At 46.1% G+C, this 15,869-nt stretch carries 13 protein-coding genes and 1 pseudogene; 6 read left to right on the top strand and 8 right to left on the bottom strand.

Annotated features, from left to right (window positions below):
- Positions 1 to 130: 130 nt before the first annotated feature.
- The 3 genes from H6F52_RS13035 to H6F52_RS13025 all read right to left on the bottom strand — a co-directional run bounded on the left by H6F52_RS13035 (position 131) and on the right by H6F52_RS13025 (position 4,525).
- Positions 131 to 2,134 carry a nitrate ABC transporter ATP-binding protein gene (locus H6F52_RS13035; protein ID WP_190535250.1) on the bottom strand — a complete coding sequence of 668 codons (2,004 nt, stop codon included), beginning with the start codon at positions 2,132 to 2,134 and terminating at the stop codon, positions 131 to 133.
- Between the two features lie 100 nt (positions 2,135 to 2,234).
- Positions 2,235 to 3,071, bottom strand: a complete 837-nt coding sequence (gene ntrB, locus H6F52_RS13030; protein WP_190535247.1) for a nitrate ABC transporter permease — start codon at positions 3,069 to 3,071, stop codon at positions 2,235 to 2,237.
- A gap of 95 nt (positions 3,072 to 3,166) precedes the next feature.
- Positions 3,167 to 4,525, bottom strand: a complete 1,359-nt coding sequence (locus H6F52_RS13025; RefSeq protein WP_190535244.1) for a CmpA/NrtA family ABC transporter substrate-binding protein — start codon at positions 4,523 to 4,525, stop codon at positions 3,167 to 3,169.
- A 922-nt stretch (positions 4,526 to 5,447) separates the two neighbouring features.
- Here H6F52_RS13025 and H6F52_RS13020 point away from each other — a divergent pair.
- Positions 5,448 to 5,972, top strand: a complete 525-nt coding sequence (locus H6F52_RS13020; protein WP_190535241.1) for a dihydrofolate reductase family protein — start codon at positions 5,448 to 5,450, stop codon at positions 5,970 to 5,972.
- Between the two features lie 11 nt (positions 5,973 to 5,983).
- Here H6F52_RS13020 and H6F52_RS13015 read toward each other — a convergent pair whose 3' ends face one another.
- Complete coding sequence (locus H6F52_RS13015) at positions 5,984 to 6,286, bottom strand: hypothetical protein (protein ID WP_190535238.1); 303 nt, start codon at positions 6,284 to 6,286, stop codon at positions 5,984 to 5,986.
- Positions 6,287 to 6,395: 109 nt separating this feature from the next.
- On the opposite strand from H6F52_RS13015, the gene argJ reads away from it, so the two are divergent.
- The gene (gene argJ, locus H6F52_RS13010) at positions 6,396 to 7,730 is read left to right on the top strand and encodes a bifunctional ornithine acetyltransferase/N-acetylglutamate synthase (RefSeq protein WP_190535342.1); all 1,335 of its coding nucleotides are present in this window, start codon (positions 6,396 to 6,398) and stop codon (positions 7,728 to 7,730) included.
- A gap of 241 nt (positions 7,731 to 7,971) precedes the next feature.
- On the opposite strand, the gene H6F52_RS25245 is transcribed toward argJ, so the two are convergent.
- On the bottom strand, positions 7,972 to 8,661 hold the full coding sequence (locus tag H6F52_RS25245) for a PEP-CTERM sorting domain-containing protein (protein ID WP_199300536.1): 690 nt from the start codon (positions 8,659 to 8,661) through the stop codon (positions 7,972 to 7,974).
- 656 nt (positions 8,662 to 9,317) lie between these two features.
- Here H6F52_RS25245 and H6F52_RS13000 point away from each other — a divergent pair.
- Positions 9,318 to 9,758 carry a hypothetical protein gene (locus H6F52_RS13000; RefSeq protein ID WP_190535236.1) on the top strand — a complete coding sequence of 147 codons (441 nt, stop codon included), beginning with the start codon at positions 9,318 to 9,320 and terminating at the stop codon, positions 9,756 to 9,758.
- Between the two features lie 85 nt (positions 9,759 to 9,843).
- Positions 9,844 to 10,203, top strand: coding sequence for a hypothetical protein (locus tag H6F52_RS12995; protein WP_190535233.1), 360 nt, complete (start codon positions 9,844 to 9,846; stop codon positions 10,201 to 10,203).
- A gap of 207 nt (positions 10,204 to 10,410) precedes the next feature.
- Here the strand turns inward: H6F52_RS12995 and map are convergent, their stop codons facing one another.
- Positions 10,411 to 11,172 (bottom strand): type I methionyl aminopeptidase, encoded by a 762-nt coding sequence (map, locus tag H6F52_RS12990; protein ID WP_190535230.1) that lies wholly within the window; start codon positions 11,170 to 11,172, stop codon positions 10,411 to 10,413.
- 148 nt (positions 11,173 to 11,320) lie between these two features.
- Positions 11,321 to 11,750 (bottom strand): annotated as a pseudogene (locus H6F52_RS12985) (methyltransferase domain-containing protein).
- 111 nt (positions 11,751 to 11,861) lie between these two features.
- Between H6F52_RS12985 and hemH the strand changes: the two are divergent.
- The gene (hemH, locus tag H6F52_RS12980; RefSeq protein ID WP_190535339.1) at positions 11,862 to 13,025 is read left to right on the top strand and encodes a ferrochelatase; all 1,164 of its coding nucleotides are present in this window, start codon (positions 11,862 to 11,864) and stop codon (positions 13,023 to 13,025) included.
- Positions 13,026 to 13,108: 83 nt separating this feature from the next.
- Here hemH and H6F52_RS12975 read toward each other — a convergent pair whose 3' ends face one another.
- The gene (locus tag H6F52_RS12975; protein WP_190535228.1) at positions 13,109 to 13,687 is read right to left on the bottom strand and encodes a DUF4126 domain-containing protein; all 579 of its coding nucleotides are present in this window, start codon (positions 13,685 to 13,687) and stop codon (positions 13,109 to 13,111) included.
- A 661-nt stretch (positions 13,688 to 14,348) separates the two neighbouring features.
- Here H6F52_RS12975 and H6F52_RS12970 point away from each other — a divergent pair.
- Positions 14,349 to 15,647 carry a Glu/Leu/Phe/Val dehydrogenase gene (locus tag H6F52_RS12970; RefSeq protein ID WP_190535225.1) on the top strand — a complete coding sequence of 433 codons (1,299 nt, stop codon included), beginning with the start codon at positions 14,349 to 14,351 and terminating at the stop codon, positions 15,645 to 15,647.
- Positions 15,648 to 15,869 lie beyond the last annotated feature (222 nt).

The raw sequence follows: 15,869 nt of genomic DNA, 5'->3' as shown, positions 1-15,869 counted from the left end.
AGCAAAACTAGGGGATTTCTAATCGCGGCTACACAGGCAAAACTCTACAAAAGTGGGTTTCAAATTCAATCCACGCAGGCGGACAAGAGTTTGTATAGCCGCGAATGACCTTCGCTGGGGTTTCTATTAATTAAGCTGCTGTCTTTGTCCTGGAATCGATGACAACTTCCGCAACTGAAAAGTCCTGCTTAATTGCCAGACTGTTGAGGTAGGAAATTGGGTCATCGGCGTTAAAGGGAGTGCCGTCAAAAAGTTGAATTGCGCTGCGAGTGTAACTAATGTCAAGACCCAGTTCTCGCGCTGCTGTACTGAACGCACCAACTCGACAGACTCGTTCCAGGATTTCTACCCAATTTCTGGGGAAAGGAGTATCGCCCCAACGCGCTAGCTGTGTCATAATCCAAAGTTGCTCAGTACGACTGGGACGGTTGACACCACCTTCACCGTAAAACTGGTGATGGGCATACTCGCGCATGGGATGCTCTAAGCTACAGGCAGAGTAGTTTGGTTCTCCCATCTGGATGTAAGCCAAATCGGTGCTTACATACTCCCGTCGCGCCAAAATCTCCCGAATTTCTTGGGCATTAGCCATATCTGCACAGTATTTGCAAGCCTCTAAGAGAGCTTTAACTAAGGCAATGTGGGTGTTCGGATAAGCTGCTGCCCAGTCTTCCCGCACTCCTAGAACTTTGCCTGGGTGTCCCAGCCAAATTTCTAAGTCTGTCGCAATAGTAAAGCCAATTTCTTCCTCGGCGGCGCGGAGGTTCCAAGGTTCCCCGACGCAGTAACCGTCAATCGTTCCGGCTTGCAAATCTACCACCATTTGAGCGGGAGGGATGGTCTTCAGGGATACGTCGCGGTCGGGGTCAATGCCACCAGCTGCCAGCCAATAACGCAGCAGCAAATTGTGCATGGAACTGGGATGCACCATTCCCATCCGGTGCTGACGATCGGGGGTGCGACGCAGGTAATCTTTAAAATCAGATAAGGTGTAGACGCCTTCCTCGTAGAAGTGCTTGGCGAGGGTGATGGCGTTGCCGTTGCGGGTCATGGTCAGGGAGGTGACGACCGGAACGGAGCGGTTTTCATGACCTCCCAGAGTTAACCAGAGAGGCATTCCGGAGGGCATCTGGGCGGCATCTAAATATCCGCCAGTCATGCCGTCGGTGATTCCCCGCCAGCTGGTTTCACGCATCAGGTTGACTTCATCAAGTCCATGCTTGGTAAAGAAACCTTTTTCTTTAGCGACAGCTAGAGGCGCACAAGCGGTTAGCGGTAAGAAGCCAATATCGAGATTAACTTTTTCTAGACCATGACGAGCGATCGCTGTCGTCTTCCTCGCCCGAATTTTCTTAATCCGTTTCTGCTGATTGAGGAAGTAAATCATCTCACTTCGCAAGCTGTAGTAGCTGGGATGTTCTACTACTTCCATCCGCTTGCGGGGTCGGGGAATATCAACTTCTAGAATCTGACCGATTTTGGATTCTGGCCCATTGGTGAGCATTACAATTCGGTCAGATAACAGTACCGCCTCATCGACATCGTGAGTCACCATGACAGCGGTAACTTGGTTTTCTTCGCAGATTTTCATCAGATGTTCTTGCAAGTTACCCCGCGTCAGTGCATCTAATGCACCAAACGGTTCATCGAGTAGCAGTAACTTGGGACGAATCGCGAGGGCGCGTGCGATCGCAACCCGCTGTTTCATTCCACCCGATAATTGAGCAGGTGGTTTATCGGCAGCATGACGCAACCCTACCATATCGATATGCTGCTCAACGATTGCTTTGCGTTCCCCGGCTGGCAAATCTTTCATCACCGAGTTTACCGCTAACGCAATATTTTCCCGTACTGTGCGCCAAGGCAATAGCGAATAATTTTGGAATACTACCATCCGGTCAGGGCCAGGTTTAGTAATGCGTTGCCCTTCCAGCGTCACTACACCTTCAGTTGGCAAATCTAAGCCTGCCACCATGTTTAACAAAGTGGATTTACCACAACCGGAGTGACCAATTAGAGAAACAAATTCTCCCTTTTTTATCTGGAGGTCAATTCCTTTGAGGGCGACATAGGTGCCACCTCCGGTTAACGAAAAAACTTTATCTATTTGGTCAACGGCAACAAAAACGCTCATGGTACTTGGTGATTGGTAATTGGTAATTGGTGATGACTAACGGTTGATTGGTAGTAGGTAATAGGTAGTAAGTAGGCGCTTTTTACCCATTACCCATCCCCTACTTCTGTCCTTCGGGTAAAATCCGCGTTTCGATCCAACCCATCGCTTTATCTAGCAGCAGACCAACAACACCGATGTAGATTAAAGCCAAGATAACTTCGCTAACTGCGTTATTCTGATAAGCTTCCCAGATAAAGAAGCCAATCCCGACAATCCCGGACATCACAATTTCTGCTGCGATAATTGCCAACCAAGCCAAACCGATTGCTATTCTCAAGCCTGTGAAAATGTAGGGTAAAGCAGCAGGAATGAGAATATTGAAGAAGTATTCTTTCCGTGAAAGCTGCAAAACTTTGGCGACGTTGTTGTAATCTTGAGGGATTTGCTTCACTCCCACCGCTGTATTAATCAAGATAGGCCAGATTGCGGTGATAAAAATTACGAAAAGAGCGGCTGGTTCGTTTTGGCGCAATGCTGCCAAAGAAATTGGCACCCAAGCTAGAGGCGGTACGGTTCGCAATAACTGGAAGATGGGATCTAAAGCTTTGGACATCATTTTATTCGTACCAATCAAGATGCCCAAGGCAATACCAATAATCGCTGCTAAGGAGTAACTAATAGCCACCCGCTGTAAACTAGCGAGAATCTGCCAAAACAAACCTTTGTCCGTACCGCCTCGGTCATAAAAAGGCCAGAAAATTAGTATCCAAGTGTCTTTGACTACCTGGATTGGCCCTGGAAGGGTTGCTCCCGGAGTCCAAGAAAACAGCTGCCACGCCCCGAGGAAGATAGCGATCGCAATAATTGGCGGTATCAGATCGGGAAATTGTTTGTTCAAGTGGGATAACCAAGTGTTCTGGGAAGCAGTTGCAGGACGTCTTTGTAGCGTTGTCATGGACAGGGTTCTCCTAAACTTAACTAATGGGTAATCGGTCTATTGGTTGTTGCCCGTGGTCTATTGTTTGTTATCAACTAACTGCTGACAACCGACTAAGCTCTCACCTTCTTGATTTTCAGTTGTTGCAGGTAAGCTGTGGGATTCTCTGGGTCAAACTTGACACCATCAAAAAATTCTTCAACGCCACGAGACGTACTTGTAGGAATGTCGCCAGCAGAAATTCCAGCTTCTTTGGCAGCTTCTCGCCAAATGTCTTCCCGATTGACTTTATCAATAAGGGCTTTAGCATTTGCCAATGCAGATTCAGGCAAAAATCCCCAGCGGACGCTTTCTGTGATAAACCAAAGATCGTGGCTCTTATAAGGATAAGAAACACTTCCTTTTTCATCTTTCCAGTAAAGAGATGCCATTGATTTATCATCAATGACACGACCATCGCCCATGTCATATTTCCCCTGAAATGGTTCGGCTAAAATTTCGGATGGAAGATTAAAATAATTTCGTTCGCCAAGGATTTCAGCGGCTTCTTTCCGGTTGTCAAAATTATCTAACCACTGCTGCGCTTCCATCAGACCTTTCAAAAGTGCTTTGGTAGCTTTGGGATTCTTGTCAACCCACTCTGCTTTCATAGCAAAGTATTCTTCTGGGTGGCACTTCCAAATTTCCGCTGTCAATGCTGAAATGAAGCCAATCTTATCTTTAACAATTCGATAAGGCCAGGGGTCGCCTGTACTGAAAGCATCCATCGTTCCCGTCTTCATATTGGCAACAGTTTGAGCAGAGGGTACGGGAATTAATTTAACTTCCGTATCTGGATCGATGCCGTTTCCTGCTAACCAGTAGCGAATCCAGAAATCCTGATTAACTTGTGAAAAAGTATAAGCAGCGGTAAAAGGAGTTTTTGCGGATTTTAGTCCGTCAAAAAATGCCGTCGCTTTGTCCATTTTTAACTCAAGACCTTTTCCGAGATGCTTGCTAGCAATCGCGATTCCATTTCCATGAGTAATCAACTGAGCCAGCACGTACATGGGAATTTTCTGATTACCTTTGGTGATTAAGCCTTCAGTAATGAGATGCGGCATTGGCATCTGATATTGACCACCATCAACGCCGCCACCCGCTGAACCTATTTCGGTGTTATCCCGCATAGAACCCCAGGAAGCTTGCTTGGAAAGCTCAACTCCAGTCATGCCATACTTGGCAAAGAAGCCTTTTTCTTGAGCAATAATAAAAGGAGCTGCTTCTACAATTGGGATATATCCTAGTTTTACTTTATTAGTTTCCGGTGCTTGTTCTGGGCTAATGTTAGCGGCAGGCGTTGTCTGTGCTTGCGTTCTGTTGCTGAATTCCGGGGGATTTCCTAAACAGCCTTTGAGCAATAAAGACCCCATTGCGGATGCTCCAGCAGTTAGGATAAATTTGCGGCGTGAAAGTTTAGAAAATTCGCTCATAAAGTCTCCTTCCTACAATCTGGTTTAGTATTTTGAACGGAAGAGCTATCTTAATTAAAAGAACGCTTTTTGAACGCAAAAGCCATGCCAATTAGAGGCATAACAGACCGATTTCCTAGAAGGGTCAAAGGTTTAATGCACTAAAATTGACGGTTGTTTGCTACAACCAAGTCGCGAACCTAATGATAGATTTACGACAATTAGCTTTTGAAAAATTTGCTGAGGTTGGTCGCGCTAGCTTCTTTGCGTCAGGTAACGCTGCTTTTCCTCTGCGTTAAAGGTAAATATATCACCTTGATTAGTGAGCGCCTAGCTAAAAAGCGTTACTTATCAGTGGAATCTTCAATGGTATTTATAAATTTTTTCTTTAGATTAGACGCCATAATCAGCTAAACCAATAGGCTGATTAACGGGTGATTATCTAAACTCCTGAATTTGAGCTAAAACCTAATTCAAGGCAGCGCGATCGCTCAAATTGCATACATCAGGCAGACTTGTTAATGAAAAATCCAATGGTAATCATAGAAATTTCCTTGGATGTCATCGCTCGACCGAATAAACAGCCTAATTAAGTTTTGCTTATTTAACCGATTTAATCAGGTTTATCAAATTTCCTCAACTTGAGGCGCTCGCTGATGCTGAATGCATTGATCCCTCTAGCCTATCGGGAGAGCTAAAGTCATCTTCTATTTCCGCCTAATGCAGCAGACAGACTGGTGATTTTGGTAGATTACGATGTGAAGCGAGCAGCCAGTTTTTGGTTGGGTTTCGCTCCCACACAAGCCTAACGAACGGCTTTTCAAAGGTTTCAAGAGTTTTGGAGAGTCTTGCAGCTCGAAACCTCACCCCCAACTCTCTCTTTGCTTGCAGGGAAGAGCCGGGGTGGGGTAAAACTGGACTGCATCCAAACCAGAATTGCTGTATGCGAAAACTAAAATATTACGTAGCTTGTACCATTGATGGGTTTATTGCCCACGAAGACCACACAATTGATGGTTTTCCTTCGGAAGGCGAACACATAACCGATTATCTCGAATCGCTCAAGCAGTTTGATGTTGTTTTAATGGGACGCAGGACATACGAGTTCGGACTGAAGCTCGGCGTTACCAATCCTTATCCAGCGATGAAGCAGTACGTTTTCTCGCGGACGATGAAGGAAAGTCCGGATGAGAATGTTGAACTCGTTTCGGACAATATTGCTGAATTGGTCAGGAAATTGAAAAATGAAACCGGCAAAGACATCTACCTTTGCGGTGGCGCGGATCTAGCGACAATGCTTCTTGGCGAAAACTTGATTGACGAGATCATCCTGAAGTTGAGTCCGGTACTATTCGGTTCGGGCATTCCACTTTTTTCTGGAGTCATCAAGCAAACCGCTTTAGAACACACCGACAGCAAAATCTATGCAAGTGGTGTCTTATTGCTTCATTATCGGGTGAAGAATTGAAGTATTGAGGCTTACAGATTAAAGGATATTAAGGTCAAGCGATCGCTTCTGAACTTCCGCTTGCTTGAGATAAGATGCTCGTCGCCTGATGGACGATTAGTTCTTACAAGCCTAAAAGACTCACCACCATTTTTAGCAATCCGATCCGCGAAAACCTGTGCCAGTCGCAAACTTCCGAAACTAGACAGCGCTGCTGGGGACGCGATCGCTTCTTCCCAATCGCTCGCGTAGAACGGGAGTGAACTGTAGAGAACATCCACAACGCGAACTGACTTTTTGGGCGCTAGGCTAACGCCTCGCTTTGCTGTTTTCATGCCCAAAGGGCGGTACGCGATCGCGTCCAATTTAATTTATGACTCAGTAACACTCACCGCAGCCCTGAGAATTGCTAAAATTTGCATCATTTATCTTTCAGGGGGAGTGATGACAAACTGGCAAATCATTAGTGGTGGAGTAACGGCTCCTAGAGGGTATCGGGCGGCTGGAATCGCCGCCGGACTAAAGCCTTCAGGCTTACCGGATTTAGCGCTAATTTATTCAGAGGTAGAAGCGATCGCAGCAGGCGTTTTCACCACCAGTCAAGTACGCGCTGCCTGTGTCGATTATTGCCGTCAGCACCTCTCTACCAAACACAGCGCCCACGCAATTCTCTGCAATGCTGGGCAAGCCAACGCCGCTACGGGTTCCCAAGGTTGGATCGACGCGATTGAAAGCGCTCAGATGTTGGCTCAAATACTGAATATCTCCTCTGACTCTATCTTGTTGGCATCTACGGGCGTTATTGGGCAACGAATTAAGATGGATGCCCTGCGGGATGGGATTCCTAAATTGGTCGCTGCTGCTTCTGAAACCGGCGGCGATGCAGCAGCCCAAGCGATCGTCACTACCGATTTAGTGACGAAATCGATTGCGTTAGAGACCACTTTTGGCGATCGCCCGGTGCGAATAGGCGGTATGGCAAAGGGATCTGGGATGATTCATCCCAACATGGCGACGATGCTAGCTTTTGTTACTTGCGATGCGGCGGTTGCTCCTTCTCTCTGGCAAAAAATGGTGAGTCGAGCCGCTGACCAAAGTTTTAACCAAATTACCGTAGATGGCGATACCAGTACCAACGATACGCTGATCGCCTTAGCAAATGGGGAATCTCGCACCCCAGCGATTACCGAGATGGGACCAGACGCCGAGAAATTAGAGGCGATGCTGACTGAAGTTTGCCAATATTTAGCGAAAGCGATCGCCCGTGATGGCGAAGGGGCTACCTGCTTAATTGAAGTGCAAGTTACCGGCGCATCTGATGAAAAAGCTGCCCGTCAGGTTGCCAAAACGGTTGTCGGTTCATCCTTAGTTAAGTCAGCCGTGTTTGGGCACGATCCAAACTGGGGAAGAATTGCAGCAGCGGCGGGTCGTTCCGGAGTGCTATTCGATCAAGAACATCTCCGCATTCAGCTAGGGGACTTCTTATTGATGGAAAATGGTCAACCGTTGCCCTTCGATCGGGCGGCGGCGAGTGCTTATTTAAAACAAGCAGCGGCGGCGTCGGCAAAAGAGGTTCTCAGCACTGATTCCAGCAATGACTTAATGCAAGTAGAGTCGGGTGAACCTGTTGCGTTTAGTCGTCCTGCATCGCCGACTGATTTTAAAGATCAGACCGTTGCGATCGCGCTGAGCATCGGGAATGGTTCGGGTTCTGGTGTCGCTTGGGGCTGCGACTTGAGTTATGACTATGTGAAGATTAACGCTGAGTACACAACTTAAGTTTTGAGGAATTTGGCTGATCTGTTCTGAGTGCCATACTGCCGACTCTCGCAAAGGTTAATGGGATGAAAACTGAAACAACCAAAAATATCATCAAGTTTTCATCCTATAAGTTTGCCTTTGAGTGCATGGAGGAGCGCATTGACTGGATAAGAGCGATCGTATACTAGGAAAACTTAAATTGAAAAGCTGCTGTATCTTGGATACAGCAGCAACTAAATTAAATTCGGTTTTTATTCACTTATGCTTTGACTGCAACTTTCTGCTGCTGTTTGCGCTTCAGGGAACCTGCACCCATAGCACCAAATGCTAACAGACCTAATACAGAAGCAGGTTCAGGAACAGGAGCTGTTTCAGTGTAAGCACCTTTTTTGCTAATCGTTAACTTTGAATCAAGCCCACTATCGAGCAAATTGAGAACCCCATACCCTACAGTGTAAATTCCATCTGCGGTGAAAGTATAAGTAGTATTGACTCCGTTGGCTTCACCATAATTACCTGATAGAGCAACATCACCTAGTTTCTGGATAACAGAACCGATGGAGAAAAAGGAAAAATCATTGTATGGCAGGTAGTCACCAGCGTTAAACTTCCAATCAAAACTAAATACATCTCCTGCTTTGGCTTTGATTGTTGTTTTCAGAGCAGAACCATTAGTAGCATTTTGACCTTGAACAGCGTCTAAACTACCTGCATTTAAGCCCAAGAATTGCTCTATCTCGGAATCAGATGTCCCAGAAGAATTTAAGATGGCCTCTCCATCGCTTGTTGTAACACTACCAATTGTCTGGGTGTTTGCAGGATTAAAGGTAAAACTTGCAGCATAGGAGGGAGTACTACTCAGCACAGCAGCTAAACTCGCTAAGCTAATTCCAGCATTTTTTAAAGTAGCAGCCATTGGTAACTTTTTCAGTAAATTTGCGTTAGTCATTAGTTTCCTGTCTCTACGGTGAACGTTAATGTCAGAGTTAGTTTGAGGTAAGCTTTCCTTTCAGAATCGCTCCACACTTCTCAGAAATCCAAGCGAATCTTTCCCATCTCTTCAAGTAATGCTTGAGAGGTTGGGTAAGAGCGATTGCAAGTATCAAATTATGTAGATGCTTTTAGCGATTAGCTTGCTTGTGAATTTTTTGAGCTTTAGTGCGCTCGCTTGTTGAATTAAGAATGACACACCTTTTCTGGCGTTCGCAAGCACCTACACTCGATCCTCATCAAAAAAATACATACTTTAGATAGATGCAATCACTGTATACACTGAATTTTTTAATTCCTAAAGCATACAGTACGAGGGCTTACCGCCTTAAAGGATACGTCTTTAGATAGAGGATAAGATAAAGTTCCTGTGAAGGTTAGGGCTAGCGCTGGCTATGTTTAAGAGACTGTTTGTAAATAGATAGGAAGCAGCGGTGCGCCAAGAGATAAGAATCCTGACTCGCGGCTCTGAAAGATTGCCTGAAAATCACGAAGGTATGATTTATGTAGTCCTGAGCCGATTGATGCTCCAGCGCTTGACGCAGAATCGCCGAACGGGGAAAGCGAAAACAACTTAATTAACATTTACTAGCACTTTCTGAAGAAAGTGTTTTCGTGGAATCAATTATGATTGCGGAAAGCATCATTTCAGATCGGCTTCTCAGTTACTTAGTTGTTAGACTGAAAGAAGCCGGAGAAACTCATCAGTTTACAAATAAAGAAACTTTCCTAGGAAGATTGATTCAGGAATGGAAAAGGCGGGATGAGAAAGTTCCGTATAAAACTAGGGAAGATTTGATTGATGCTGTGAGGCTCTGGAGCTACGACCGGAATGAATGCGCTCATGGTCTTGTGAAATCTCGACCGAGCGACCCGACTACATCGGTAGAAGAGTTTACCAAAAAAGCTTCTAACTGTGCAGTCAATGGGAAACAGCTAGCGCGTGATATCTGTAGCTGGACGCAAAGCAAAAAATCAAAAATTAGAAAGACGAAAGTCCAAGCGCCTGAATCAATCGATACACCCACACAGCCTGCTTGTTCTGATTTAATTTAGGGCGATCGCTTGGTGAAAGCGATCGCTGAGTGCCCCATGAAATTACCAACACACGCATTGTCCTCCCTAGGAGGATCGATAATGTATGTTCAGAAAAATGGAGTTGTTTTGCCTTGCCATCATGTTGGGAATCGCCTTGCTGCCCAAACAAACACTGGCGCAAGAGTCATCTTACTTAGAATCGCGGATTTCTAGATTGGAATCCGAAACTTATCAATTGCGATCGCAAATAAATCAGCTACAGTCGCAGTTACAAGGACAGAACCAGTCCCCCTCTGGAAGAACCGGCTCAACGAAACCAGCGCCTCCTATCGCCCCTAGAGGCAATCGACCAGCCTCAGCAGACCCCATGTTTGACCGCCTAGCCACTCTGGTAATCGAACTCAAGCAGCGTATCAACAAACTAGAAGCACAAGTTGCTGAATTACAAAAACAACGCCGTTGAAACTCCCCACGGCTATAAGCCGGGGGATGCTTTCACCTCAGGGATTTCCATGAATTTATCCTCCCAAAGGTACTGCGGCGAAGAATTGGGTAGAAGCCAAACAATTTTAGATTTTTTAACCAAAACCTGGTGCATCTACGCTCCTGATAAATTCCCAGCAATTTCTCGATACCGACAAAGCAACCTTTGATTGGGGAACCCCTAATCTTAAGCTTGGGTAAGGATTTCGACGCCTGACTCAGTAACAGCCACCGTATGCTCAAACTGAGCGGAGAGCTTGCGATCGAGTGTGACAGCTGTCCACCCATCGTCGAGAAGCTCGACTTCCCAAGTTCCCTCATTAATCATCGGTTCAATCGTAAAAACCATGCCCGGTCTCAGACGCTTCCCGGTTCCGCGTCTACCATAATGGAGGATCTCTGGTGCAGTATGGAAAATGCGGTGAACACCGTGTCCCGCGAAGTTCCGCACCACAGAAAAACCTTCTCCTTCAGCGTACTGTTGAATCGCTGCCCCAATATCGCCAATCCGCGCCCCCGGCTTGACTTCAGCAATTCCTCTGTTTAGGCACTCCAGCGTCACCTCAACCAACTTTTTCGCGATGGGTGAGGGCTTCCCGACAAAAAACGTCTTAGAGGTATCGCCGTGGTAGCCATCCACCAGCGGCGTCACATCAATGTTAATGATGTCTCCTTCTTTGAGAACCTGTTTAGCGCTGGGGATGCCGTGACAGACCACTTCGTTGATACTGGTGCAAAGAGACTTGGGAAATCCCTTGTAGCCCAGCGGGGCGCTTTTCGCTTTGTGAGCCAAAGTCCAGCGTTCGGCTTCATCGTTGATTTCTAGGGTACTGACTCCTGGCTTGACCATCGGTTCTAGATGGTTGAGGAGTTCAGCCGCCAAGCGTCCAGCCTGACGCATTTTATCTAACTCTCGGCTTGATAATAGCTCAATTGTTTCGCTTTTCATCGTGATATATTTCCTTGATTTTCGGGTGCGAGTAGCTGCTTGTGAGGCAAGAGAAGGCGTCTCATTTGCAGCTAATTCGTGTATCTGGGAATGCAGAGTAGAGGCGCTGCTTCCCCCTGGCTCTGTTTCTGGTGCGTTCTGGAGTGGTTTATTTCTGGGCGTGAATCACCTGCAAACTTCCACCTGCATGGAGAGTCGGTTCTTCCACCAGATTAAACCCAATCTCCTGCAACAACCCAGCCAAATCCGTCTTTAACAGCTGCCAAACGGTTTCTGTTTCAAACAGCCACAAAAATAGGGAGCTTGGAGGCCAAAATAGCGGATTTGTGGGACGATGAAAATCGACCAAGGCAAAGATACCTCCCGGTTTTAGTACCCGGTAAACTTCTTGGAGAATTTGCCGCAATCGATCGGGTTCCATTTCATGCATAGCAGCACGTTTCTGAATCGATCGTTAACCCTTGCAAAGGTAGTTGACGAAATCTTGCTTCCCCGCCTACACTCACAGCAGCTAAACGAGCGATCGCATCATACAGCCATTGGTGTTGATAACTCCAAGTACTTAAAATAGTAGCCACTACTCTACCCGTAGTTAAAATCTGTATCTCTTATTGCAGACCCGAACCTTTAAAAGAATATTATTGTTAAAATCAGTAACGAAAATGAAAGATTTGGAAACTGTAACCGCTATGGGTCGTGTAGGAGTTTTGCTACTAAATCTGGGTGGGCCGGATGATTTAGAGGATGTTGGGCCTTTTCTGTTTAATCTGTTTTCCGACCCAGAGATTATTCGCATACCCTTTTCTGGGCTACAGAAACCCTTAGCGTGGCTGATTTCCACCTTAAGAACCAAAAAATCGCAAGAAAACTATCGGGAAATCGGGGGCGGCTCCCCACTGCGGCGGATTACAGAAGCCCAAGCAGAAGCGCTTCAGGCAAAATTGCAGCAACAAGGACAAGAAGCGAATATTTACATCGGGATGCGTTACTGGTATCCCTTTACAGAAGAAGCGATCGCTCGCATCAAACGCGACGCCATAGAACACCTGGTAATTCTGCCCCTCTATCCTCAATTTTCCATCAGCACCAGCGGTTCCAGCTTCCGCCTTTTAGAAAGACTGTGGCAGGAAGACCCAGCACTGAGCCGAATCGAATACACCGTCATTCCCTCCTGGTATCACCAACCCAGCTACCTACAAGCAATGGCTGAGTTGATTACCCAAGAACTGGACCAATTTCCCAATCCCGACCAAGTTCATCTCTTTTTTAGCGCCCACGGTGTTCCTGTCAGCTACGTTGAAGAAGCCGGAGATCCCTATCAAAGAGAAATTGAGGACTGCACCGCTCTAATTATGCAGACCCTCAATCGACCCAATTCCCACACCTTGGCTTATCAAAGTCGAGTCGGGCCAGTCGAGTGGCTTAAACCCTATACCGAAGACGCTCTAAAAGAACTGGGAGCCAAGGGAGTCGAAAATTTGTTGGTTGTACCGATTAGCTTTGTCTCCGAGCATATCGAAACCCTACAAGAAATTGACATTGAGTACCGCGAACTGGCAGAAGAATCTGGCATCCACGACTTCCGCCGCGTGCCAGCACTAGATACTCATCCCCGCTTTATTGAAGCAATGGCGACTTTGGTGGTTGATGCTCTCGACGCCCCCAGCTTGAAGCTATCCCAAGTCACGCAGCTCAAGAAGAAAGTCAAAATGTATCCCCAAGAGCGCTGGGAGTGGGGCATGACCACAGCAGCAGAAGTCTGGAACGGACGGCTGGCAATGCTTGGCTTTCTTGCCTTAGTAATCGAGTTAATTAGCGGTCGCGGCCCTCTACACTTTGTCGGACTAATGTAAAAACTAAAAATAAAACAAAAAAGTAAAAAAGCCAAACTAAAAACAAACAATCCTTTCTTTTGCCTTTTTACTTTTGCTTTCCTTTAGTCGGGTTGCTGATAGTGTCCCCTAGAGCGTTTTTGTCCTCGATACCAGCGATACCATTCCTTGGAGCTGCGAATAGCTAGCCACAACAAGAGTAAGGCGATGAGTCCTCCATGTTTGGGCGCATCGAAAGCGAAGACGACCAAGACAACGCACAGAACATCTTGCAAAAAGACGACCCACAGCGGTAAACGCCGCAAGCGGTAGAACCAGCCGACCTGAACTAGCTGGAGGACGAACGCTAATAAGCTGCCCACCACAGCAACTATCCAGAGAAGGCCAGTGGTAGCGCCAGCAATTTGGGCAACGGCAACGCCCATAATCGCTCCGACAATTGGGCTGAAAAGTAGCTGGATCAGTTGCAGTACGCGCTGACCCAACAGCTTTTTCGAGGCGAACAGCTCAAATAACGACCAGCTGGTTAGCACTCCTAAAACGACAGGAGGAGGAAAGCGCGACAATAGGGGCACGCTTGACCAGAGATTGGTACTATGCAATAGACCAATTACCAGCAAGGGAAGAGCTACTCTCATTCCTGCCGCCGCAGATGCAGAGAGTGCGGCTAAGATTTCAATCATAAGAATTCAGCCGACACAAGAACTGATTGCTTGACATCAGGGCAGACGAGAATTATTTCCTCTGTTTACAGTTTCACACTGCTTTAGAGAGCTTGCCACTAATTTCCAAGATATTTCATAAACAGCGATCGCGCTGATGGGTCATCCCCCCTCATCCGCTGTCCCAAACTCCACTTAAACCGGAATTGTGTCGCTTATTCTTAAAATGTTACATATAATACAGTTTTTTTTGTGTTTTAATGTTGGTAGGGAAAGTTAAGCGTCTTCCAAGAAAGAAAATTAATTGCAATACGTGCGACGCGCACACTTATTAAGTCGGTAACAATAAACCAAAAATCCTCACTTTGCTGAGAAACTCGACAATGAGCAACTCGCAAAGTTACCGATTGAAAAATAGGTTTAGAGAGGGTTCGGTTTTTGCCTACTTAATTAAGAACCCTAGCCAAAGCAATCGTTTTCTATTGCGAGAATCTACTGAAACAGGTGGTGTAATTAAACATTACTTGTAGGGTTTGTAATGGGTAATTGGTTATGCTGCATACCAGTTAACTTTTTCACTTCCAATCCTCAAGAATTAGCTTAATTTGCACCATTCTGCTTTTCTTAAAGTGAAATTTGTATTTGCATACCAGCTTGATCGTGCAACAGGAGGAATCGTGGGATGTCAGACTCATTATTTGCTGATGCTAGCCAAAGATTAGAACAAGCCCTAAAATTTGTTTCTATTTCCGACGATGCAGCCGAACACTTAAAATATCCAAAAGCCAGTTTAGCCGTTTCAATTCCTGTCCGGATGGATAACGGCACTTTGAGGATTTTTCAGGGCTATCGTGTCCGTTACGATGATACCAGAGGGCCGACTAAAGGAGGGGTACGCTATCACCCCAATGTTTCAATGGATGAAGTGCAATCCTTAGCCTTTTGGATGACTTTTAAGTGTGCGGTATTAAATTTACCGTTTGGCGGAGCGAAAGGGGGAATTACGCTGAATCCGAAAGAACTCTCGAAGATGGAGTTAGAACGGTTGAGTCGGGGTTATGTGGATGCGATCGCAGACTTTATTGGCCCTGACGTGGATATTCCAGCACCCGACGTATACACCAATCCCATGATTATGGGTTGGATGATGGATCAATACAGTATCATCCGCCGTCAAATTACTCCAGCCGTTGTCACCGGCAAACCGTTAACAATGGGGGGTAGTTTAGGCAGAGATACTGCTACCGCTATGGGTGCTTTCTTTGTGATTGAAAGTATCATGAGCAAAGTCGATCGACTCCCTCAAGAGACAACCGTAGCCGTTCAAGGATTTGGGAATGCTGGTGCAGAGATAGCAGAATTACTCTACAAAGCCGGATATAAAGTTGTTGCGGTTAGCGATTCCCAAGGTGGTGTCTATTCCAAAAAAGGTTTAGATATTCCCAGTATTCGGCAATATAAAGTCTCCAGCAAAGGTATTAAAGCCCTCTACTGCCAAGACACCGTTTGCCACATGGATGAACACGAAGTCATCAGCAACGAGGAACTTTTAGCTTTAGATGTGGATGTCTTGATTCCCGCCGCCTTAGAAAATCAAATTAATGAGGCGAATGTCAAAGATATCAAAGCAAGATATATTTTTGAAGTCGCCAACGGTCCAGTTAGTTCGGCGGCTGACAGAATTTTGGAAGAACGAGGAATTTACGTCTTTCCCGATATTTTAGTTAATGCGGGCGGTGTTACAGTCAGCTACTTTGAATGGGTACAAAATCGCAGCGGACTTTATTGGACGCTCAAAGAAGTCAATCAACGCTTAATGGAAAAAATGGTCGAAGAAACTGAGAAAATTTGGTCGATATCTCAGGAACTAGCGATTTCGATGCGAACAGCAGCTTACGTCCATGCTTTAAATCGGTTGGGAGAAGCTATCAACGCCAAGGGTACGCGAGACTATTATCTCAACGGTCGAGTTTATGCATAGTCCGTAAGTTAACGAGAGGCGGCGCTATCTAGGGCAGGGGATACCTCTGCCCTATTTCGTTGATATCATCCATCTGAAACCCCCAACCATCGGCAAACTGCCCATTGCTGTTTATGGCGTAGATAGACAAAAACGTAAATACCTTGAGATTGGAAAAGCTCGATCTGGAATCGAGAGTAATCTAGGATACCTGTTTAAGTCTTGCCATTGGATAGGGACATC

This window comes from Coleofasciculus sp. FACHB-542, assembly GCF_014695825.1.
Lineage (GTDB): Bacteria > Cyanobacteriota > Cyanobacteriia > Cyanobacteriales > FACHB-T130 > FACHB-T130.
Note: the sequence above shows the minus strand (reverse complement) of the source record. Positions and strands in the feature narration are given on the sequence as shown.